Source organism: Phytopseudomonas argentinensis, from assembly GCF_900113905.1.
GTDB lineage: Bacteria > Pseudomonadota > Gammaproteobacteria > Pseudomonadales > Pseudomonadaceae > Aquipseudomonas > Aquipseudomonas argentinensis.
The window spans coordinates 1,209,777-1,229,928 of the sequence record NZ_FORC01000002.1; the positions used below are offsets into that span (position 1 = coordinate 1,209,777).

Annotated in this window: 19 protein-coding genes; 11 read left to right on the forward strand and 8 right to left on the reverse strand. The window is 64.5% G+C overall.

Annotated elements, in window-relative coordinates:
- Positions 1–22 precede the first annotated feature (22 nt).
- From BM154_RS14080 to hpxX, 6 genes are all read right to left on the reverse strand, one after another.
- Positions 23–949 carry a GGDEF domain-containing protein gene (locus tag BM154_RS14080; RefSeq protein WP_074884947.1) on the reverse strand — a complete coding sequence of 309 codons (927 nt, stop codon included), beginning with the start codon at positions 947–949 and terminating at the stop codon, positions 23–25.
- A gap of 260 nt (positions 950–1,209) precedes the next feature.
- On the reverse strand, positions 1,210–1,950 hold the full coding sequence (locus BM154_RS14085; protein WP_074884950.1) for a YciK family oxidoreductase: 741 nt from the start codon (positions 1,948–1,950) through the stop codon (positions 1,210–1,212).
- A gap of 117 nt (positions 1,951–2,067) precedes the next feature.
- Positions 2,068–2,739 carry an N-acetylmuramic acid 6-phosphate phosphatase MupP gene (gene mupP / locus BM154_RS14090; RefSeq protein ID WP_074884953.1) on the reverse strand — a complete coding sequence of 224 codons (672 nt, stop codon included), beginning with the start codon at positions 2,737–2,739 and terminating at the stop codon, positions 2,068–2,070.
- Positions 2,740–2,888: 149 nt separating this feature from the next.
- Positions 2,889–3,272: an oxalurate catabolism protein HpxZ gene (hpxZ, locus tag BM154_RS14095; RefSeq protein ID WP_074884957.1), complete on the reverse strand. Its 384-nt coding sequence runs from the start codon at positions 3,270–3,272 to the stop codon at positions 2,889–2,891.
- 4 nt (positions 3,273–3,276) lie between these two features.
- Positions 3,277–4,671 (reverse strand): AtzE family amidohydrolase, encoded by a 1,395-nt coding sequence (locus tag BM154_RS14100; protein ID WP_074884959.1) that lies wholly within the window; start codon positions 4,669–4,671, stop codon positions 3,277–3,279.
- A complete protein-coding gene (gene hpxX / locus BM154_RS14105) occupies positions 4,668–4,856 on the reverse strand; it encodes an oxalurate catabolism protein HpxX (protein ID WP_074884962.1) in 189 nt (62 codons plus the stop codon). Before hpxX ends, BM154_RS14100 begins: the two co-directional genes overlap by 4 nt.
- Positions 4,857–4,988: 132 nt before the next feature.
- On the opposite strand from hpxX, the gene BM154_RS14110 reads away from it, so the two are divergent.
- The 7 genes from BM154_RS14110 to hpxK all read left to right on the forward strand — a co-directional run bounded on the left by BM154_RS14110 (position 4,989) and on the right by hpxK (position 11,439).
- Positions 4,989–5,828, forward strand: a complete 840-nt coding sequence (locus BM154_RS14110) for a MurR/RpiR family transcriptional regulator (RefSeq protein WP_074884965.1) — start codon at positions 4,989–4,991, stop codon at positions 5,826–5,828.
- A gap of 232 nt (positions 5,829–6,060) precedes the next feature.
- Positions 6,061–6,870, forward strand: a complete 810-nt coding sequence (locus BM154_RS14115) for a transporter substrate-binding domain-containing protein (protein WP_425272834.1) — start codon at positions 6,061–6,063, stop codon at positions 6,868–6,870.
- 9 nt (positions 6,871–6,879) lie between these two features.
- The gene (locus BM154_RS14120; protein ID WP_074884968.1) at positions 6,880–7,545 is read left to right on the forward strand and encodes an amino acid ABC transporter permease; all 666 of its coding nucleotides are present in this window, start codon (positions 6,880–6,882) and stop codon (positions 7,543–7,545) included.
- Positions 7,545–8,201 (forward strand): amino acid ABC transporter permease, encoded by a 657-nt coding sequence (locus BM154_RS14125; protein WP_074885383.1) that lies wholly within the window; start codon positions 7,545–7,547, stop codon positions 8,199–8,201. The genes BM154_RS14120 and BM154_RS14125 overlap by 1 nt, the downstream gene beginning before the upstream one ends.
- Positions 8,182–8,919, forward strand: coding sequence for an amino acid ABC transporter ATP-binding protein (locus tag BM154_RS14130; RefSeq protein ID WP_074884971.1), 738 nt, complete (start codon positions 8,182–8,184; stop codon positions 8,917–8,919). The genes BM154_RS14125 and BM154_RS14130 overlap by 20 nt, the downstream gene beginning before the upstream one ends.
- A gap of 25 nt (positions 8,920–8,944) precedes the next feature.
- Positions 8,945–10,177, forward strand: coding sequence for a pyridoxal-phosphate-dependent aminotransferase family protein (locus tag BM154_RS14135; RefSeq protein WP_074884974.1), 1,233 nt, complete (start codon positions 8,945–8,947; stop codon positions 10,175–10,177).
- Complete coding sequence (gene hpxK / locus BM154_RS14140; RefSeq protein WP_074884976.1) at positions 10,177–11,439, forward strand: allantoate amidohydrolase; 1,263 nt, start codon at positions 10,177–10,179, stop codon at positions 11,437–11,439. The genes BM154_RS14135 and hpxK overlap by 1 nt, the downstream gene beginning before the upstream one ends.
- A 16-nt stretch (positions 11,440–11,455) precedes the next feature.
- Here the strand turns inward: hpxK and ubiG are convergent, their stop codons facing one another.
- Together ubiG and BM154_RS14150 are read right to left on the reverse strand one after the other, a co-directional pair.
- Positions 11,456–12,154, reverse strand: a complete 699-nt coding sequence (gene ubiG, locus BM154_RS14145) for a bifunctional 2-polyprenyl-6-hydroxyphenol methylase/3-demethylubiquinol 3-O-methyltransferase UbiG (protein ID WP_074884979.1) — start codon at positions 12,152–12,154, stop codon at positions 11,456–11,458.
- Positions 12,155–12,278: 124 nt separating this feature from the next.
- Entirely contained in the window at positions 12,279–13,607 is a 1,329-nt protein-coding gene (locus BM154_RS14150) for a TRZ/ATZ family hydrolase (RefSeq protein WP_074884982.1), read from the reverse strand.
- A 123-nt stretch (positions 13,608–13,730) separates the two neighbouring features.
- Between BM154_RS14150 and BM154_RS14155 the strand changes: the two genes are divergently transcribed.
- From BM154_RS14155 to pheA, 4 genes are all read left to right on the forward strand, one after another.
- On the forward strand, positions 13,731–14,801 hold the full coding sequence (locus tag BM154_RS14155) for a s-methyl-5-thioribose-1-phosphate isomerase (protein ID WP_074884985.1): 1,071 nt from the start codon (positions 13,731–13,733) through the stop codon (positions 14,799–14,801).
- A gap of 225 nt (positions 14,802–15,026) precedes the next feature.
- Positions 15,027–17,834 (forward strand): DNA gyrase subunit A, encoded by a 2,808-nt coding sequence (gene gyrA, locus BM154_RS14160; RefSeq protein ID WP_074884988.1) that lies wholly within the window; start codon positions 15,027–15,029, stop codon positions 17,832–17,834.
- Between the two features lie 94 nt (positions 17,835–17,928).
- Positions 17,929–19,014 carry a 3-phosphoserine/phosphohydroxythreonine transaminase gene (serC, locus tag BM154_RS14165; protein ID WP_074884991.1) on the forward strand — a complete coding sequence of 362 codons (1,086 nt, stop codon included), beginning with the start codon at positions 17,929–17,931 and terminating at the stop codon, positions 19,012–19,014.
- Positions 19,014–20,123: a prephenate dehydratase gene (gene pheA, locus BM154_RS14170; RefSeq protein ID WP_074884994.1), complete on the forward strand. Its 1,110-nt coding sequence runs from the start codon at positions 19,014–19,016 to the stop codon at positions 20,121–20,123. Before serC ends, pheA begins: the two co-directional genes overlap by 1 nt.
- Positions 20,124–20,152 lie beyond the last annotated feature (29 nt).

The window sequence follows — 20,152 nt, forward strand, 5'->3', positions numbered from 1 at the left end:
TTGCATTGGGCGTGCGCGTTTATCAGCCGGCTATGGCGAGGCGGTTGCGGCCATCGCGTTTGGCGCTGTAAAGCGCCTTGTCGGCGCGCTGAAGCAGGCTGTCCGCCGACTCTCCGGCCTCCAGCGTGGCGCAGCCCAGGCTGATGGACATCTTCACTGGTTTGCCCTGGGCTACGCACTGTAAGCCCTGTACGGCCTCACGCAGTCGCTCGCCCACCAGCTGGGCGCCCTCGCGTGGCGTGCCGGACAGCAGCACCAGGAACTCCTCGCCGCCATAGCGGAAGACCATGTCGATGTTGCGCAGCTGATCCTTAAGGGTACTGGCGACGGCCTTCAGCACTTCATCACCAGCGCTGTGGCCATGTTCGTCGTTGATGCCCTTGAAGTGGTCGATATCCAGCATCAACAGCGATAAAGGCTGGCAGTTGCGGCGCGCCAGATCGATCTCGCGGCTGAGCATCTGATCCATGGCGACGCGGTTCCCGGTGTTGGTCAGCGGGTCACGCAGCGCGCTCTGAATCGCCACTCGGTAGAGCAGGGCGTTGCGCAGCGGATACATGAGGCTGGCCAGCAGCGATTCCAGTTGCGCAAGCTCCTGGTCGGAGAAGCGCTGGCGGCGCCGGAAGGTCAGCTCGCCCAGGTACTCGCTTTCGTGGCTGAGGCGGTAGGTGGCCGAGTGATTGGCGGGCTGGCCAATATCCAGGCGCAGGTCGCTGCTCAGGTGTTGATAGCCCAGCGAATCCACCGCCACCAGGTGCTGCAGCTCGCGATAGAACATGTTCAGGATGCGCTCGGCATCCAGACTGGTCTGCAGTTCCAGGCCGAGGCGCTGGCGCAGTTGCGCCAGGCTGACCGGGCGGGTCTGCTCTTTTTTGCGAGATGAGAAACCGAGGCGCTGCAGTTTGGCAGCGTCGAAATCGATCGTGTTTTTCTGGCTAGGTGGAACCATTTTGAGAACCTCTGGCGCTTCATTGCAGCTTCTGAGCTACAGAGCTATTTTCGTGCCAGTCTTTTAGGCTGTTCTGAAAGCCTTGAGGTTCAATGGGTTGCGACGACTGGATGCAGGCAGAGCGCCACTGATGGCAATCGGCCGCCAGAATCACGGCAAGCAATTGCCGCTTTTATCAGTGGCCGTGACAATTTAATGTCGCAGCCGCCGCAGGATGAGAAATGCCGGGGTAGCCCTGCAATGCGCCACTTCTGCATCGCTTACTGGGCGTCGAATGCCTGCCCGTTGATGCCCTGGCTATCGGGACCCATGAGGTACAGGTAAACCGGCATGATGGCCTCCGGCGTCGGCCTGGTCTGCGGATCCTCGCCTGGATAGGCCTGGGCGCGCATGTCGGTACGGGTACCGCCCGGGTTGACGCTGTTGGCGCGAATGGTCGTGATGCCTTCGACTTCGTCGGCCATCACCTGCATCAAGCCTTCCGTGGCGAACTTCGACACCGCGTAGGCGCCCCAGTAGGCGCGGCCCTTGCGACCGACGCTGCTGGAGGTGAACACCACCGAGGCATCGGCGGACAGCTTGAGCAGCGGCAGCAGCGTACTGGTGAGCATGAACATGGCGTTGACGTTGACCTGCATGACGCGCATGAAGTTTTCCCCGGACAACTGCTCCAGCGGCGTGCGCGGGCCAATGATCGAAGCGTTGTGCAACAGGCCGTCGAGTTTGCCGAACTCCTTTTCGATCATCGCCGCCAGCTCGTTGTACTGGTGCGGCAGCGCGTTTTCCAGGTCGAACGGAATCACCACCGGCTGTGGGTGGCCGGCTTGCTCGATGGCGTCATAGGTGCGCGCCAGGTTCTCTTCGCTCTTGCCCAGCAGCAGCACGCTGGCGCCGTGGGCCGCGTAGGTGCGGGCGGCAGTCGCACCAATACCTCGTCCGGCGCCAGTCACCAGGATCACGCGATCCTTGAGCAGGTCGGGGCGGGCGCTGTAATCGAACATGGAAGATCCTTGATTTCAAATGTTGCATTAGGTGAAGCCCGCCACTGACACAGCAGGCTTATCCGGGCTCATGGACACTTGGGAAGCACCGGCAGCCGCCAGGAGGACGGCGACGACTCAGCAGCTGCACAACGCCTGATCGAGCACCTGGCGCAGTTCCAGCGGATGGTCGATGACCACGTCGGCGCCCCAGTGGCGAGGGTTGTCGTCGGGATGGATATAGCCGTAGGTGACCGCCGCGGTCTTGGTGCCGGCGTCGCGGCCGGATTCGATGTCGCGCAGGTCGTCGCCGACGAACAGCACGCTGGCGGGGTCGAGCTTGAGGGTCGAGCAGGCCAGGATCATCGGTTCGGGGTCTGGCTTGCTGCGGGTCACGTGATCCGGGCAGATCAGGATCGAGGAGCGCTCGGCCAGCCCCAGGCGCTGCATGATCGGCTCGGCGAAGCGCAGTGGCTTGTTGGTCACCACGCCCCAGATCAGCCTGGCCCGTTCGATATCCTCGAGCAGCGCTTCGATACCGTCGTAGGGGCGGGTCAGCACCGCGCAGTGCTCCTGATAACGCTCGAGAAACTCCAGGCGCAGGGCTTCGAAGCCCGGATTCATCGGGTCGATATCGAAGGCGTTGATGATCATCGCCCTCGCGCCGCCCGATACGTGGTCACGAATCAGCTTTTCTTCCACCGGCGGTAGCCCGCGTTCGGCGCGCATGGCCTGGCAGATGGCGATGAAGTCCGGCGCGCTGTCGAGCAGCGTGCCATCCATGTCGAAAAGAACCGCGCGCAAGCGCATCAGGCCTCCTTGGAGTTCGAGTCTAGCGTTGGCGTGTGCCCGCACTGGATTGGGCAACGGTCATGAAGCGCATGTTGCCAGTTTACGGCGCCCGATGGGGCGGCACAGGTGCTCCTACTGTATGTCAGTTTGTCGCAGTGTGCAGCCGCTCAGCTCATCAGGCTGACCTGGGCGGCGACGATGCGCCACTGGCCGTCCAGTCTTACCCAGCTCTGCTGCTGGCGGCCGATGCGCTGGCTGCCTTCGCGGGTGAACTCGGTGCTGCATACGGCGAAGTCCTCGCCGTAGGTGGTGATCACCGTATTGCGCAATTCGCGGTGCAGGCCGGCGGCTGGTCGCGCGGCTCGGAATGCACGGACCTCGTCGATCCCGTAGAGGTTCTCGGCGGCTCCCAGGCGAACCGTGCGCGGGTCGTGCCAGAACAGCTCGTCGAGCACGGCGATATCATTGCTGATCAACGCCTGTTCGTAGCGCTGGAAGGCAGCGGTGACTTCTGCCTGCACGGCGGGCAGGTCCAGTTGTTCAGGGTTCATGGCTTCACTCCAGATTCACGGCTTGGACTTGCGCGATGCCCATGCGCTCCAAGGCTGCGGCAGCACGCAGGCATGCGTCTTCGCGAAATGGCGCGGCGATCAGTTGCACGCCAATCGGCAGGCCGGCGGCTGTGCGCAGCGGCGCGCTGACCACCGGCAGGCCGAGAAAGGAAATCGGCTGCGCCAGCATGCCCATGCTGGCGCGGGTGGGCAGGTCGACGCCATTGAGGCGCAGGGTTTCCTGGCCAATGGGCGTCGCGCTGGTGGGCGTCGCGGGGGCGATCAGCACATCGATGCCATTGAACAGCGGCAGTACCTGCTGCTGGAAGTGACGCCGGAAGCGCTGGGCCTGGACGTACCAGGCGGCGGGAATCATCGCGCCGGCCAGCAGCCGTTCGCGCGACAGCGGCTCGAAGACTTCCGGTGAGTTACGCAGCGCCGGCAGGTAGGTGTTGCCGCCCTCGCTGGCGCTGATGATGAACGCCGAGGTGCGGGCCAGCTCGGCGTCCGCCAGGGTGATTTCTTCGCTGGCGTTCAGGGCCTTGGCGGCCCGGGCTACGGCATCGCGGGCGCTGTCGTCGCACCACTGCTGGAAGTAGCCGCCCAGTACGCCAACGCGCAGGCCGCCCAGACCCTGCTCGAGGAGCGCCGATACCGCTTGCGTGGGCTGGCTGGCCTGAAAACCGTCTGCAGGATCATGCCCTTGCAGCGCGTCGTACACCGCGGCGAGGTCGGCGGTGCTGCGCGCCAGCGGCCCGATATGATCGAGACTGCCCACGAAGGGATGCGAGCCGCTGCGCGCCAGCCGGCCAAAGGTGGGCTTGAGCCCGAAGATCCCGCACAGCGAGGCCGGTACGCGAATCGAACCGTTGGTGTCGCTGCCCAGGGAGAAAGTCACCAGCCCGGCGGCGACTGCCGCTGCCGAGCCGCCGGAGGAGCCGCCGGCAATGCGCGACAGGTCATGGGGGTTGCGGGTCGCGCCGAAATGGGTGTTTTCCGTAGTGAAGCCATAGGCATAGGCATCCATGTTGAGCATGCCCGAGAGCAGGGCGCCGCTGGCTGACAGCTGGCGCACGGCCCAGGCGTCGGCCTGCGCGGGCGGTCGGTTCTGGAACAGCCGCGCGCCGGCCAGGGTCGAATAGCCGGCGACGTCGAACAGGTTCTTCACTGCATAGGGCACCGCTGCCAATGGCGGCAGGGACGAGCCTTCCCGTCGCTGGCGATCCAGCCGCTCGGCCTCGTCGCGCATGCGCTGCCCGGTGATCTGCGTCCAGGCGTTGATCGCCGGATTCTGGCGCTCGATGGCTGCCAGGCTGTGCTCGGTGATTTCCCCGGCGCTGAGTTCGCCGGCCGCCAGGGCCTTTCTGAGTTCGCTGATGGAAAGCAGGGCGGGATTCATGCCTGGTATACCCCGGCGACTTCCAGTCGGTCATCGAGCGTGAATTCCATCAGCGGCGCTGCCATCGCGGCGATGCGGCTGAACTGGGTCAGCAGTTCGTGGCGACGTGCGTCGTCCAGCTCCAGGGCCAGAACCTGTTCCATCTGGGCGACATAGGCGGCCCAGTCGAGCGTGATCGGGGGCATGGTGATCTCCTTGCGAAGGTGGCGGCTTGGCACCTCGGGTGCGGGGCGATGAATTTCTGCGCGGCGACTTCAGGCTGGCAGGTGACTTCCTATATCATCGACTGAATGAAACGAAAGTTACAAGGCGCCGCCATGACTCGACTCGATGAACGTTTGCGCAGCCACTATTCCCAGCTTGCGCCCCAGGAGCAGCGTATTGCTGACTTCGTACTCGACCACTATGACGACCTGGTCAGCTACAACAGCGCCGAGCTGGCCCGGCTCGCCGGGGTCTCCAAGGCCACCGTCAGCCGGTTGTTCAAGCGCCTGGGCTACGAGAAGTACAAGGACATGCGCGAGGAGCAGCGCAGCCTGCGCCATAGCGGCATGCCGGTGGCCGACAGTCGCGACGTAGTGCAGGGCAACACCTTGCTGGCCCGCCATTACAAGCAGGAGATGGCCAACCTTGCCCAGTGGGTGAATGCCATCGACGCCGAGCAGTTCGGTGAAGTGGTGCAGGCGCTGGGCAGCAGCAAGCGGGTTTTCGTCGTCGGCATGCGCAATGCCTTTCCCGTGGCCCTGCACCTGCGCCAGCAGTTGCTGCAGGTGCGCAGTGGCGTCCAGGTGCTGCCCCAGCCAGGGCAGACATTGGCCGAGGAGCTGGTCGAGCTGACCGCCGAAGACATGGTGGTGGTGCTCGGATTCAGGCGCCGCCCGCGGATCATCCGCCCGCTTCTGCACGTGCTGCAGGCACAGCAGGTGCCGACCCTGGTGATCTGCGAACCCCAGGCCCGGGGCATCATCGAACTGGCGCGCTGGCATCTGTGCGCGCCACTGGACAGCGTGTCGGCATTCGACAGCTACGCCAGTGCCAATAGCCTGATCAACCTGCTGGTCAACGCGCTGTTGCACGAGCAGCTGGCCCGTGGCCGCCAGCGCATTCATCAGATCGCCGAGTTGTATGGGCAACTGGACGAGCTGGAACAGCGTTAGTGCGCTTTCGTGGTGCGCGAAAACGCAAGGGCGCCAGGTGGCGCCCTTTTTTGTGGCGCTTGATTCGGGGGTTTCGCCTCGTCAGCGCGCATTGGAAGTCGTAGTTCCGGGTTCTAGGCCCCCGCTGTTACTGGCTTGCAAGGCAGCATTCAACTGGTTTTCCGAAAAAACATGGCCAGAAAACGCCATGGCACGTTGGTTGCAGATCCGAATATTAAGAATCTTTCGTTTCATGACTGACGATGATGGGGTGAAGCCGATGAAGGCATTGATCGCACTACTGACCGCAGGCCTGCTGCTGACCCAGGCCACCACTGCGCTGGCCGACCAGTTGCAAGAGATCGAAAAACGCGGCGTGATCCGTATCGCCGTGCCACAGGACTTCCCACCCTTTGGTTCCGTGGGCACCGATCTGCAGCCTCAGGGGTACGACATCGACATGGCCAGGTACCTGGCCAAGGAGATGAAACTTAAGTTGCAACTGGTGCCGGTCACCAGCGCCAACCGTGTGCCTTATCTGCAGACTGACAAGGTCGATCTGGTGATTTCCAGCCTGGGCAAGAACGCCGAGCGTGAGCAGGTGATCGATTTCAGTACGGCCTACGCACCGTTCTTTCTCGGTGTATTCGGCGCCAAGGACAGCACCCTGGAGAATGCCGAAGCGTTGGTCGGCAAGTCGATTGGCGTGACCCGTGGCGCCGTCGAGGACATGGTGCTCACCGAAGTGGCGCCCGCAGGTGCCCAGGTCAAGCGCTACGAAGACAACAACACGACCCTGTCGGCCTACCTGTCCGGGCAGGTGGAGTTCGTTGCCACCGGCAACCTGGTGGTCGCCGCCATCGAGCGCCAGAACGCTGCCCGCGCGCCCGTCGCCAAATTCATGCTCAAGGATTCGCCCTGCTACATCGGCCTGCGCAAGGGCGAAGCGGCGCTGAAAGCCAGGGTCGACGCGCTGATCGAGCAGGCCAAGGCCGATGGCACCCTCAATGGCCTGTCCGAACAATGGCTGAAGGCGCCGCTGCCGTCGAACCTGGGCGCGTAAGGGCTGACGATGATGGCGCAGCTGAATTTTTCCGCCCTGTGGCCCTACTGGCCGGAGCTGCTCTCCGGCCTGTGGGTGACCATCCAGCTCACGGTGATGGCGACCGTGGGCGGTGTGGCCCTGGGCATTCTTGGCGCGGCCCTGCGCAGCGGCCGGCCGAGCATGCTCGGTCGCCTCTGGGGCGTCTACGTCGAGCTGATCCGCAACACGCCGTTCGTGGTGCAGCTGTTCTTCATCGTCTTCGGTCTGCCGAACCTGGGGGTGAAGCTGACGGCGGGCGAGGCGGCGTTGCTGGCCATGCTGATCAACCTGGGGGCCTACAGCACCGAGATCATCCGCGCCGGTATCCAGGTCACGCCCCGTGGCCAGTGGGAGGCCGGCCGCGTGCTGGGCCTGAGCCGCACGCAAACCTTCGTCCGGGTGGTGTTGCCGCCGTCGCTGAAGCGCATTTATCCGGCGCTGGTCAGCCAGTGCATCATCGTGATGCTTGGCTCGTCGGTGGTTTCCCAGGTTTCCCATGAGGAACTGACCTTCGCCGCCAACCTGATCCAGTCACGTACCTTCCTGAGCTTCGAGGTTTACCTGGTGACCACCCTGATGTACCTGGCGCTGTCCATCGCCATGCGCCAGTTGCTGCTGGCGGTCGGGCGCAAGTGGTTTGGAGAGCAGCCATGATGACCACCTTTACCGACTGGGACATCCTGCGCAACCTGCTGCTGGCCGCGCGCTGGACCGTGCTGTTGTCGCTCACGGCCTTCATCGGCGGCACCCTGGTGGCCATTCCGCTGGTCATGGCGCGCTTGTCCAAGCGGGCCTGGCCGCACTGGCTGGTTCGCGGCTACACCGAGTTGTTCCAGGGCACGCCGCTGCTGATGCAACTGTTCCTGGCGTTCTTCGGCGTGGCCTTGCTGGGCATCGACGTGTCGCCCTGGACCGCAGCCTCGCTGGCGCTGACCCTCTATACCAGTGCGTTCCTGATGGATATCTGGCACGGCAGCATCCGCGCCTTGCCCAAGGGCCAGTGGGAAGCCTGCCGTTGCCTGGGCCTGGATTTCGGGCAGAGCCTGTTTCGCGTCATCCTGCCCCAGGCGCTGCGCATCGGCATCGCGCCGACCGTGGGCTTCGCCGTGCAGGTGGTCAAGGGCACGGCGCTGGCGTCGATCATCGGTTTCGTCGAGTTGACCAAGGCCGGCACCATCCTCAACAACGTCACCTACGAGCCCTTCAAGGTGTTCGGCCTGGTGGCGCTGGGCTACTTCCTGATGTGTTATCCGCTGTCGCGTTACAGCCAGTATCTGGAGAAGAAATTCAATGCCGCTCATCACCATTGATCAGGTACAGAAGTACTACGGCGACAACCACGTGCTCAAGGGGGTCGATCTCGATATCGAGGTGGGCGAGGTGGTGTCGATCATCGGCCGCAGCGGTTCGGGCAAAAGCACCTTGCTGCGCTGCATCAATGGGCTGGAGGGCTATCAGGACGGCAGCATCAAGCTCGCCGGCATGACCGTCACCGACCGCGATTCCCAGGCCCGGGAGATCAGCCGGTCGGTGGGCATGGTGTTCCAGAGCTTCAACCTGTTCCCGCACATGACCGCCCGCGAGAACGTCATGCTGGCGCCGCGTCGCGTGCTGAAGAAGAGCGATGCCGAGTGCCGTGAGCTGGCGGCGCGCATGCTCGAGAAGGTGGGCCTGGGTGATCGCCTGGACTACTATCCGGCAAGCCTCTCCGGCGGCCAGCAGCAGCGCGTCGCCATTGCCCGGGCGCTGGCCATGTCGCCCAAAGTGCTGCTGTGCGACGAGATCACCTCGGCGCTCGATCCGGAGCTGGTCGGCGAGGTGCTCAAGGTGCTCGAGCAACTGGCCAAGGAGGGCATGACCCTGATCCTGGTCACCCACGAAATGAACTTCGCCCAGGAAGTCGGCGACCGCGTGGTGTTCATGCACCAGGGGCGGGTATGGGAGCAGGGCCCCAGTCGCGAGCTGTTCGCCAACCCGCAGAGCGCCGAACTCAAGCAATTCATCTCGTCCGTACGCGGACTGAACTGAGCGTCACCAGAACGAGAACCAGCAGATGAACACGACTTTCCTGCCCGTCAATCCGCCCCAGCGCCTGCTCATGGGCCCCGGCCCGATCAATGCCGACCCGCGCGTGCTGCGCGCCATGTCCAGCCAGTTGATCGGCCAGTACGACCCGGCCATGACTGGCTACATGAACGAAGTGATGGCCCTCTATCGCGGCGTGTTCCGCAGCGCCAATGCCGCCACCTTGCTGGTCGACGGCACTTCGCGGGCCGGCATCGAGGCCATCCTGGTGTCGGCGATTCGCCCGGGCGACAAGGTGCTGGTGCCGGTATTCGGCCGCTTCGGCCATCTGCTCTGCGAGATCGCCCGACGCTGCCGCGCCGAGGTGCACAGCATCGAAGTGCCCTGGGGCGAAGTGTTCAACGCGCAGCAGATCGAGGATGCGATCAAGCAGGTCAAGCCGCGCCTGCTGCTGACCGTACAGGGCGACACCTCGACCACCATGCTGCAGCCACTGCCCGAGCTGGGCGAAATCTGCCGGCGCCACGGTGTGCTGTTCTATACCGACGCCACCGCCTCCCTGGGCGGCAACCCGCTGGAAGCCGATGCCTGGGGCCTGGATGCGGTGTCCGCCGGCCTGCAGAAGTGCCTGGGCGGGCCATCCGGTACCGCGCCGATCACTCTCAGCGAGCCCATGGTGGAAGCGATTCGCCGCCGCGCCCATGTGGAGGCCGGCATCCGCACCGCTGCCCACCGGGATGGCGACGACGAGATGATCTACTCCAACTATTTCGACCTCGGCATGATCCTCGATTACTGGGGCCCCGAGCGCCTCAATCATCACACCGAAGCCACCTCGGCGCTGTTCGCTGCCCGTGAGTGCGCCCGTGTGCTGCTCGAAGAGGGCCTGGACGCCGCCATCGCGCGCCACAAGCTGCACGGCGACGCGCTGCTCAAGGGCATTCAGGGCATGGGCCTGGAGACCTTCGGCAACCTCGAGCACAAGATGAACAACGTGCTGGGCGTGGTGATTCCCGACGGTGTGCATGGCGAGCAGGTGCGCCAGATCCTGCTGCAGGACTTCGGCATCGAGATCGGCACCTCGTTCGGACCGTTGGCCGGCAAGATCTGGCGCATCGGCACCATGGGCTACAACGCCCGCAAGGATTGCGTGATGCAGACCCTCAGCGCCCTGGAGGCGGTGCTCAACCGGCTTGGCCTGCGCACCACCCAGGGCGCGGCCATGCAGGCGGCCTGGGATCACTATGGCGAGCGCGGCTGATGGGCGCCCTGGACAATCAGTTGGCCGCGGCGCGGGTCATGGCGCGCTGCGACGAATTGGCCGCGATCAGCGAATCCGCCGAGGGCCTGACCCGGGTCTACCTGTCGCCCGAACACCGGCGCGCCAATGCGCTGGTGGGCGAGTGGATGCAGGCGGCCGGCATGCGCACCTGGCAGGACGCCGTCGGCAATATCTGCGGCCGCTATGAGGGCCAGCGTGCCAGCGCCCAGGCGTTGCTGCTCGGCTCGCACCTGGACACCGTGCGCAATGCCGGGCGCTACGACGGTATGCTTGGCGTGGTCGCCGCCATCGAGGTGGTGCAGCGCTTTCATGACCTGGGAATCCGCCTGCCGCTGGCCATCGAGATCGTCGGGTTCGCCGACGAGGAGGGCACGCGCTTCGGTATTACCCTGCTGGGCAGCCGTGGCCTGATCGGCAACTGGCCGCCAGCATGGCTCGATCAGGCCGATGCCAATGGCGTTACGGTGGCCGAGGCACTGGCGGAGTTCGGCCTCGACGCGGTGAGGATCGCCGATGCCGAGCGCCGGGACGAGGATTTTGCCGGCTATCTGGAACTGCATATCGAACAGGGGCCGTGCCTGGAGCGCGAAAGTCTGGCGCTGGGCGTGGTGACCGCCATCAATGGTGCGCGTCGCCTCAATTGCCGTTTCGTCGGTCAGGCCGGTCATGCCGGTACGGTGCCGATGGGGCATCGCCAGGATGCCCTGGCCGCAGCCGCGCAGTGGATGGTCGCCATCGAGGCGCTCACGCAACGGCACAACCCGCAACTGGTGGCCACCGTGGGCCGCCTGCAATGCCACCCGGGTGCGGTCAATGTCATCCCTGGCGAGGTCGAGTTGACCCTGGATGTGCGGGGGGCAGAGGATCTGGTGCTGGCAGAGCTGCTCGACGCGCTTCTCGGTGAAGGCGAGGCGATTGCCTGGCAGCGCGGGCTGCAGTTCCATGCCAACCCGTATTACGGCATTTCGGCGACCCGCTGCGATCCGGCCATGCAGGCTTGCCTGGCGCAGGTGTTGAGTGAGGTGCAGGGGCGCAGCCTGTCGCTGCCCAGTGGCGCTGGCCATGACGCCATCGCCATGGCCGAACGCTGGCCGGTCGGCATGCTGTTCGTGCGTTGTGCTGGCGGCATCAGCCATAACCCGGCCGAGGCGGTGGCCGTGGAGGACGTGGGGCTGGCGGTCGAGGCCTACGCGCGGTGGATCCAGGCGCTGGCCCAGCGGCCGCCCGTTTCGGCGGCCTGAGGCGAGGGCAGGTCGATCAGTCGGCCTTGCGGGTGTGCACCATGTAGTTGACGTCTACGTCGTTGGCCAGCTTGTAGTGCTTGGTCAGCGGGTTGTAGGTCAGGCCGATGATGTCCTTGACCTCGAGGCCGGCCTGGCGGCTCCAGGCGCCCAGTTCCGAGGGGCGGATGAATTTCTTGAAATCATGGGTGCCGCGCGGCAGCAGGCGCAGGATGTATTCGGCACCGATCACGGCGAACAGGTAGGCCTTGGGGTTGCGGTTGATGGTGGAGAAGAACACCTGGCCGCCGGGCTTGACCAGCTTCTGGCAGGCGCGAATCACCGAAGAGGGATCGGGAACGTGCTCGAGCATTTCTAGGCAGGTGACCACATCGAACTGGCCGGGCATCTCTTCAGCCATGGCTTCGGCGGTGATCTGCCGGTAATCGACTTCCACGCCCGATTCCAGTTGGTGCAGGCGCGCCACCGCCAGTGGCGCTTCACCCATGTCGATGCCGGTGACCGTGGCGCCACGCTGTGCCATGGCTTCGCTGAGAATACCGCCACCACAACCGACGTCGAGCACCTTCTTGCCGGCCAGACCGGCGCGCTCGTCAATCCAGTTGACGCGCAACGGGTTGATCTCGTGCAAGGGCTTGAACTCGCTTTCCTTGTCCCACCAGCGGTGGGCGAGGGCTTCGAATTTGGCGATTTCAGCGTGGTCGACGTTGCTCATGGTTTTCCCTGAATAAAGCGAATGCGTATGACAGGACGCGATAGGCGTCCATGTTGCCAGTTTTGCGCGGCGGCTGTGACGGATTACTGGCCATTACCGTGTGACAATTTGCCGGCTTTTGTGATCAATGTGCCGGACGCCCGGCTATTTTCGCCCCCCATTGCCGGGTGGTGGCGATGATGCGCTGCTCGTCCAGGCGGGTCAGCCGGCGATCTTCGAGCAGCGGCTTGCCGGCAACCCAGAGGTGCTCGACGCAGTCCCGCGAGGTGGCGTAGATCAGCTGCGAAACGGCATCGTAGACCGGATGCTGGGCCAGGCCACGCAGGTCAAAGGCGACGATGTCGGCGGATTTGCCCAGCTCCAGCGAGCCGATCTCGCCATCCAGGCCCAGAGCGCGGGCGCCATTGAGGGTCGCCATGCGCAGGGCGCGATGGGCGTCCAGGGCGCTGGCCGAGCCCGCCACGGCCTTGGCCAACAGCGCGGCGGTGCGGGTTTCGCCAAGCAGGTCGAGGTCGTTGTTGCTGGCGGCGCCATCGGTGCCGACGGCGACGTTGACCCCTGCCTGCCAGAGCTTCTCGACCGGGCAGAAGCCGCTGGCCAGCTTGAGGTTGGATTCCGGGCAGTGGATCACGCTGCTGTTGGTCGCCACCAGCAGGGCGATGTCTTCGTCGTCGATCTGCGTCATGTGCACGGCCTGAAAGCGCGGGCCGAGCAGGCCCAGGCGATTCAGGCGCGCCAGTGGGCGCTCGCCATAGTGCTCCAGGCTCTGCTGCACTTCGAAGGCGGTTTCCTGCACGTGCATATGGATGCCGCCGTCCACCTCTTCGGCGAGGATACGCAGCTTTTCCAGGTTGGCATCGCTGACCGTGTAGGGGGCGTGGGGGCCGAAAGCGACGCTGATACGCGGGTGATGTTTCATGTCGTCGAACAGTGTCACGCCCTTGCGCAGCGCCTCGTCGGCGTCGCGGGCTCCGGGAATGGCGAAATCCAGCACCGGAATGCTGATCTGCGCGCGCATGCCGCTGGCGTGTACGCGCTCACAGGCCATCTCCGGGAAGAAGTACATGTCGGCGAAACAGCTGATGCCGCTCTTTATCTGCTCGGCGATGGCCAGCTCGGTGCCATCCTGGACGAACTGCTCATCGACCCATTTGGCCTCCGCCGGCCAGATGTGCTTTTCCAGCCAGGTCATCAACGGCAGGTCGTCGGCCAGGCCGCGAAACAGGGTCATGGCTGCATGACCGTGGGCATTGACCAATCCCGGTGTGAGCAGGCGACCGGGCAGCTCGCGGATCGCCGCCGCGCCACGGCGCAGGGCTTCGTCGCGCGGCGCGATCAAGGCGATCTTGCCGTCCTTGATGCCCAGGCCGTGATCATGCAGCACCACGCCGGCGGGCTCGACCGGCACCAGCCAGGTGGGCAGCAGTAAAAGGTCGAGCGGGGCGTCGGCCATGGCTAGGTTCCGTCAGCGAAAACCCCGAGTCTATAGAGGAATGCCGCGGTCTTGAAGGTGCGCGACGTGCCGCCAGTTGCCCGCCGGGCGTATACTGGCCGGCTTTCTAGGATGGAGTAGGTGATGCGCGAGCGTTTGCTGGCTGCCGAGCAGGTCGTGGGTTTCGTATGGCGCGAGGGTGCGCTGCACGTACTCGATCAACGCCGCCTGCCCGGCGAGCAGGTCTGGCACGCCTGCCATACGGTCTCGGCGGTCGCCACTATGCTGGCCGGTGGGGCTTTGCAGGGTGCCGCTGCCAGGGAGATCTGCTGTGGTTACGCGCTGGTGCTGGGTGCTCGGCAGCGCATGACCGAAGGTGGTGATTGGCGGGCCGGACTGCAGGTCGATATCGATGCCTTGTGCGCGGCCGGCTTGCCAGCTGCCGAGGGCGCGCGCCTGCTGGCGGCCATGCACCAGCGCCTGGCGCTGATGAAGCCCGGCGCGCAACCGCTTGCGGTGCTGGAAGACGAAGCCTGCGGCGCTCAACAGCGTGACCGCGAGGCCAACCTGGCCATGGCCCAGTTGGGCGTCGAGCTGATCCGTGGTTTTCAGGGCAACCTGCAGAACCTGTTGAGTATCGGCTGCGCCGGCGCGCTGGCCAGTGGCGGCATCGGCACGGCGCTCGGGGTGGTGCGCGCGGCGCAGCTCGAAGGCCTGCTGGAGCGCTGCTACCTGGGCGAAAGCCGCCCGCAGTTGCAGGGCGCCCGACTGGCGGCCTGGGAGCTGAGCCAGGAGGGCATCGCCGTGGCGCTGAGTGCCGATGCGGCGCTGGCCCATGTCATGAAGGTGCGCGGCGTGACCTGGGCCGTCGTCGGCGCCGAGCGCATCGCCGCCAATGGCGATGTGCTGGGGGTGATCGGTACCTACCAGCTGGCGGTGGCGGCCATGCACCACGGTGTGCGCTTGATGGTGGTGGCGCCAAGCGCGGTCATCGACCTTGCGGCCGAGAGCGGCGAAGAGGATTTTCACGAGCTTGGCGATGGTCCGCTTGCTTACGCCGGGACCGAGCGAGTCGACGGGGTTGACGAGGTAGCGCCGCAATACGACGTGACGCCGGCCGATCTGGTGGATTTTCTGGTCACCGAGCGCGGCGTGGTCGAGCGCCCGGACGCAGCCAAGCTCACGCAGTTGATGTGCCGCAGGCGGCTGCACTGAGTCGCGCGGTTCATGCGCCTGCGGGGATAGGTGCGGGACGCGCTTTGTGGTAAGCTCCGGCAGTTTTCAGGGGCACCGCCTGCGGCTGCCGTCACTGCTCGAATGCATGACATAACGTATTGATTTGTCGTGAGTCGTCGCTGGCCTGATGCCATCGCGACGCGCTTCGCCAGGCTCCATATGGGCCTGGCGGAGTTTCATCAGAAAAAAGGAATCAGGCTACTCATGGGCGAACTGGCCAAAGAAATCCTCCCGGTCAACATCGAAGATGAACTGAAACAGTCGTACCTCGACTACGCGATGAGCGTGATCGTCGGGCGTGCTTTGCCGGATGCGCGCGACGGCCTGAAGCCCGTGCATCGCCGGGTGCTGTTCGCCATGAGCGAGCTGGGCAACGACTGGAACAAGCCCTACAAGAAATCCGCCCGTGTGGTCGGTGACGTCATTGGTAAATACCACCCCCACGGTGATACCGCCGTTTACGACACCATCGTGCGGATGGCGCAGCCGTTCTCGCTGCGCTACCTGCTGGTCGACGGCCAGGGCAACTTCGGTTCGGTGGACGGCGACAACGCCGCGGCCATGCGATACACCGAAGTGCGCATGACCAAACTGGCCCACGAACTGCTGGCCGACCTGCACAAGGAAACCGTCGACTGGGTGCCCAACTACGACGGCACCGAGCAGATCCCGGCGGTCATGCCGACCAAGATCCCCAACCTGCTGGTCAACGGTTCCAGCGGTATCGCCGTGGGCATGGCGACCAACATTCCGCCGCACAACCTGGGCGAAGTGATCGACGGCTGCCTGGCGCTGATCGACAGCCCGGAACTGACCGTCGATGAGCTGATGCAGTACATCCCCGGCCCGGATTTCCCCACCGCAGGGATCATCAACGGCCGCGCCGGTATCGTCGAAGCGTACCGCACCGGCCGCGGGCGCATTTACATCCGTGCCCGCGCCGAAGTCGAAGACATCGACAAGGTCGGCGGTCGCCAGCAGATCGTCGTCACCGAGCTGCCGTACCAGCTGAACAAGGCCCGTCTGATCGAGAAGATCGCCGAGCTGGTCAAGGAGAAGAAGCTCGAGGGCATCACCGAGCTGCGTGACGAGTCCGACAAGGACGGCATGCGCGTGGTCATCGAGCTGCGCCGCGGCGAAGTGCCCGAGGTGATCCTCAACAACCTCTACGCCCAGACCCAGATGCAGAGCGTGTTCGGCATCAACGTGGTGGCACTGATCGACGGCCAGCCGAAGATCCTCAACCTCAAGGACATGCTCGAGGCTTTCATCCTGCACCGCCGCGAGGTGGTCACCCGGCGTACCGTGTTCGAGCTGCGCAAGGCCCGTGAGCGTGGTCACATCCTCGAAGGCCAGGCGGTCGCGCTGTCCAACATCGACCCGGTGATCGCCCTGATCAAGGCCTCGCCGACACCATCGGAAGCCAAGGAGGCGCTGATTTCCACCGCCTGGGAATCCACCGCCGTGGAAGCCATGGTCGAGCGCGCCGGTGCCGACTCCTGCCGCCCGGAAGGTCTCGATCCGCAATACGGCCTGCGTGACGGCAAGTACTACCTGTCGCCGGAACAGGCCCAGGCGATCCTCGACCTGCGCCTGCACCGCCTGACCGGTCTGGAGCACGAGAAGCTGCTGGCCGAGTACCAGGAGATCCTCAACCAGATCGGCGAGCTGATCCGCATCCTGACCAGCGCCGAGCGCCTGATGGAAGTGATTCGCGAGGAGCTGGAAGCGGTCAAGGCCGAGTTCGGCGACAAGCGCCGTACCGAGATCCTCGATTCGCGTCTGGACCTGACCCTGGGTGACATGATCCCGCAAGAAGAGCGCGTGGTGACCATCTCCTACGGCGGTTATGCCAAGACTCAGCCACTGACCGCCTACCAGGCCCAGCGCCGTGGCGGCAAGGGCAAGTCGGCCACCGGCATCAAGGACGAGGACTACATCGCTCACCTGCTGGTCGCCAACAGCCACGCCACGCTGCTGCTGTTCTCCAGCAAGGGCAAGGTGTACTGGCTCAAGACCTACGAAATTCCCGAAGCATCCCGTGCCGCCCGCGGCCGTCCGCTGGTCAACCTGCTGCCGCTGGAAGAGGGTGAATACATCACCACCATGCTGCAGATCGACCTCGAGGCCCTGCAGCAGCAGGCCGGCGCCGATGACGTGGACGACAGCGACGACGCCGTGCTCGAAGGCGAGATCGTCGAAGCCGAAGAAGTGGCCGAAGTCGCCGAGGTCGAAGAAGTCGAAGGTGAGACCGCCGAGCTGGTGGCCGAGCCGACTGGCGCCTACATCTTCATGGCCACCGCCTCCGGCACCGTGAAGAAGACCCCGCTGGTGCAGTTCAGCCGTCCGCGCTCCAACGGCCTGATCGCCCTGAAACTGAAGGAAGGCGACACCCTGATTGCCGCTGCCATCACCGACGGTTCCAAGGAAGTGATGCTGTTCTCCAGCGCCGGCAAGGTGATTCGTTTCGCCGAGAGCGTGGTGCGTGTCATGGGCCGTGGTGCCCGTGGTATCCGCGGCATGCGTATCGGCAAGGATCAGCGCCTGATCTCCATGCTGATCCCGGAATCCGGTGCGCAGATCCTCACCGCCTCCGAGCGTGGCTTTGGCAAGCGCACCGCGCTGTCCAAGTTCCCGCGTCGCGGCCGTGGCGGCCAGGGCGTGATCGGCATGATCACCAAGGAGCGTAATGGCCCACTGATCGGCGCCATCCAGGTGCAGGACGGCGAGGAAATCATGCTGATTTCCGACCAGGGCACCCTGGTGCGTACTCGTGTCGATGAAGTTTCCAGTTCCGGCCGTAACACCCAGGGCGTAACCCTGATCAAGCTGGCCAAGGACGAGAAACTGGTCGGCCTGGAGCGCGTGCAGGAGCCTTCCGGGGAAGACCTCGAAGAGGTTCTGGACGAAGAGGGCAATCCGGTGGTCGTCGCCGAAACCGATGAAGCCATCCCAGGCGAAGAGCCGGCAGCAGAGGGCGACGAGCCAGCAGAAGAAGATCGCGACGCCTAAACGCGCCGCTCTGCCTGCAGTGTCACGGCATTGCAGGCAGCATTTCGCCAGGTAGTTGTAGTGCTGTAACCAGACAGTCAAGCGAGAGTGAATTGTGAGCAAGCGAGCCTTTAATTTCTGCGCCGGCCCTGCCGCGCTTCCCGAAGCCGTTCTGCAGCGTGCCCAGGCCGAGTTGCTCGACTGGCAGGGGAAGGGCCTTTCCGTCATGGAAATGAGCCACCGCAGCGACGAGTACGTGGCCATCGCCGAAAAGGCCGAGCAGGATCTGCGCGACCTGCTGACCATTCCCTCCGACTACAAGGTGCTGTTCCTGCAGGGTGGCGCCAGTCAGCAGTTCGCGGAAATCCCGCTCAATCTGCTGCCTGAAGACGGCACCGCGGATTACATCGATACCGGCATCTGGTCGAAGAAGAGCATCGACGAGGCGCGTCGCTACGGCAACGTCAACGTCGCCGCCAGCGCCAAGCCCTACGATTACTTCGCCATTCCTGGCCAGAACGAGTGGCAACTGTCCAAGAACGCCGCCTACCTGCACTACGCCAGCAACGAAACCATTGGCGGCCTGCAGTTCGACTGGATTCCCGAGGCGGGCGACGTTCCGCTGGTGGTCGACATGTCCTCGGACATCCTGTCCCGTGAAGTGGATATCTCCAAGTTCGGCCTGATCTACGCTGGCGCCCAGAAGAACATCGGCCCCAGCGGCCTGGTGGTGGCGATCATCCGCGAAGACCTGCTCGGTCGCGCGCGCAGCAGTTGCCCGACCATGCTCAATTACAAGATCGCCGCCGATAACGGCTCGATGTACAACACTCCGGCGACCTTCAGCTGGTACCTGTCCGGCCTGGTCTTCGAGTGGCTCAAGGAGCAGGGCGGGGTTGCCGCCATGGAGCAGCGCAACAAGGCCAAGAAGGACCTGCTGTACAAGGTCATCGATTCCAGCGAGTTCTACAGCAACCCGATCGCCAAGAATGCCCGCTCGTGGATGAACGTGCCGTTCCGCCTGGCTGACGAACGCCTCGACAAGCCGTTCCTGGCTGGCGCCGATGCCCGCGGCCTGCTCAATCTCAAGGGCCACCGTTCGGTTGGCGGCATGCGCGCCTCCATCTATAACGCCGTGGGCCTGGATGCGGTCGAGGCGCTGGTCGCCTATATGGCGGAGTTCGAGAAGGAGCACGGCTGATGAGCAACGACGCCAATACTGACCAGGCCCTGCAGGCCCTGCGCCTGCGCATCGACAGCCTGGACGAGAAGATCCTCGAGCTGATCAGTGACCGTGCGCGCTGCGCCGAGGAAGTGGCTCGGGTGAAAATGGCGACTTTGGCCGAAGGCGAGGTGCCGGTGTTCTACCGCCCCGAGCGTGAGGCGCAGGTGCTCAAGCGGGTGATGGAGCGCAACCGCGGCCCGCTCGGCAACGAAGACATGGCGCGGCTGTTCCGCGAGATCATGTCCTCCTGCCTTGCCCTGGAGAATCCGTTGAAGGTCGCCTACCTGGGGCCGGAAGGCACCTTCTCCCAGGCGGCGGCGATGAAGCATTTCGGCCACGCGGTGATCAGCCAGCCGATGGCGGCGATCGACGAAGTGTTCCGCGAAGTGGTGGCCGGCGCCGTCAACTTCGGCGTGGTGCCGGTGGAAAACTCCACCGAGGGCGCGGTCAACCACACCCTCGACAGCTTCCTCGAGCACGATCTGGTGATCTGCGGCGAGGTGGAGCTGCGCATCCACCATCACCTGCTGGTGGGCGATGCCACCAAGACCGACCGCATCACCCGCATCTACTCTCATGCCCAGTCTCTGGCCCAGTGCCGCAAGTGGCTGGATGCCCATTACCCGAACGTCGAGCGCGTGGCCGTTTCCAGCAACGCCGATGCGGCGCGCCGGGTGAAGAGCGAGTGGAATTCGGCGGCGATTGCCGGTGACATGGCGGCCAACCTGTACGGCCTGACCCGTCTGGCGGAAAAGATCGAGGATCGCCCGGACAACTCCACGCGCTTTCTGATCATCGGCAACCAGGAAGTGCCGCCCACCGGCGACGACAAGACCTCGGTGATCGTTTCGATGCGCAACAAGCCCGGTGCCCTGCACGAGCTGCTGGTGCCTTTCCATCAGAACGGCATCGACCTGACCCGCATCGAAACCCGCCCGTCGCGCAGCGGCAAGTGGACCTACGCCTTCTTCATCGATTTCGTCGGTCACCACCGCGACCCGCTGATCAAGGACGTACTGGAAAAAATCAATCAGGAAGCCGTGGCACTCAAGGTGCTGGGTTCCTATCCCAAGGCAGTACTTTAACTGCGGCTCCAGGCCGCGGGTTGCGGGCG

Coding starts and splice junctions, on each gene's coding strand:
- BM154_RS14080 (WP_074884947.1), bottom strand. CDS start 949: ATGGTTCCACCTAGCCAGAAAAACACGATCGATTTCGACGCTGCCAAA.
- BM154_RS14085 (WP_074884950.1), bottom strand. CDS start 1,950: ATGTTCGATTACAGCGCCCGCCCCGACCTGCTCAAGGATCGCGTGATC.
- mupP (WP_074884953.1), bottom strand. CDS start 2,739: ATGCGCTTGCGCGCGGTTCTTTTCGACATGGATGGCACGCTGCTCGAC.
- hpxZ (WP_074884957.1), bottom strand. CDS start 3,272: ATGAACCCTGAACAACTGGACCTGCCCGCCGTGCAGGCAGAAGTCACC.
- BM154_RS14100 (WP_074884959.1), bottom strand. CDS start 4,671: ATGAATCCCGCCCTGCTTTCCATCAGCGAACTCAGAAAGGCCCTGGCG.
- hpxX (WP_074884962.1), bottom strand. CDS start 4,856: ATGCCCCCGATCACGCTCGACTGGGCCGCCTATGTCGCCCAGATGGAA.
- BM154_RS14110 (WP_074884965.1), top strand. CDS start 4,989: ATGACTCGACTCGATGAACGTTTGCGCAGCCACTATTCCCAGCTTGCG.
- BM154_RS14115 (WP_425272834.1), top strand. CDS start 6,061: ATGACTGACGATGATGGGGTGAAGCCGATGAAGGCATTGATCGCACTA.
- BM154_RS14120 (WP_074884968.1), top strand. CDS start 6,880: ATGATGGCGCAGCTGAATTTTTCCGCCCTGTGGCCCTACTGGCCGGAG.
- BM154_RS14125 (WP_074885383.1), top strand. CDS start 7,545: ATGACCACCTTTACCGACTGGGACATCCTGCGCAACCTGCTGCTGGCC.
- BM154_RS14130 (WP_074884971.1), top strand. CDS start 8,182: ATGCCGCTCATCACCATTGATCAGGTACAGAAGTACTACGGCGACAAC.
- BM154_RS14135 (WP_074884974.1), top strand. CDS start 8,945: ATGAACACGACTTTCCTGCCCGTCAATCCGCCCCAGCGCCTGCTCATG.
- hpxK (WP_074884976.1), top strand. CDS start 10,177: ATGGGCGCCCTGGACAATCAGTTGGCCGCGGCGCGGGTCATGGCGCGC.
- ubiG (WP_074884979.1), bottom strand. CDS start 12,154: ATGAGCAACGTCGACCACGCTGAAATCGCCAAATTCGAAGCCCTCGCC.
- BM154_RS14150 (WP_074884982.1), bottom strand. CDS start 13,607: ATGGCCGACGCCCCGCTCGACCTTTTACTGCTGCCCACCTGGCTGGTG.
- BM154_RS14155 (WP_074884985.1), top strand. CDS start 13,731: ATGCGCGAGCGTTTGCTGGCTGCCGAGCAGGTCGTGGGTTTCGTATGG.
- gyrA (WP_074884988.1), top strand. CDS start 15,027: ATGGGCGAACTGGCCAAAGAAATCCTCCCGGTCAACATCGAAGATGAA.
- pheA (WP_074884994.1), top strand. CDS start 19,014: ATGAGCAACGACGCCAATACTGACCAGGCCCTGCAGGCCCTGCGCCTG.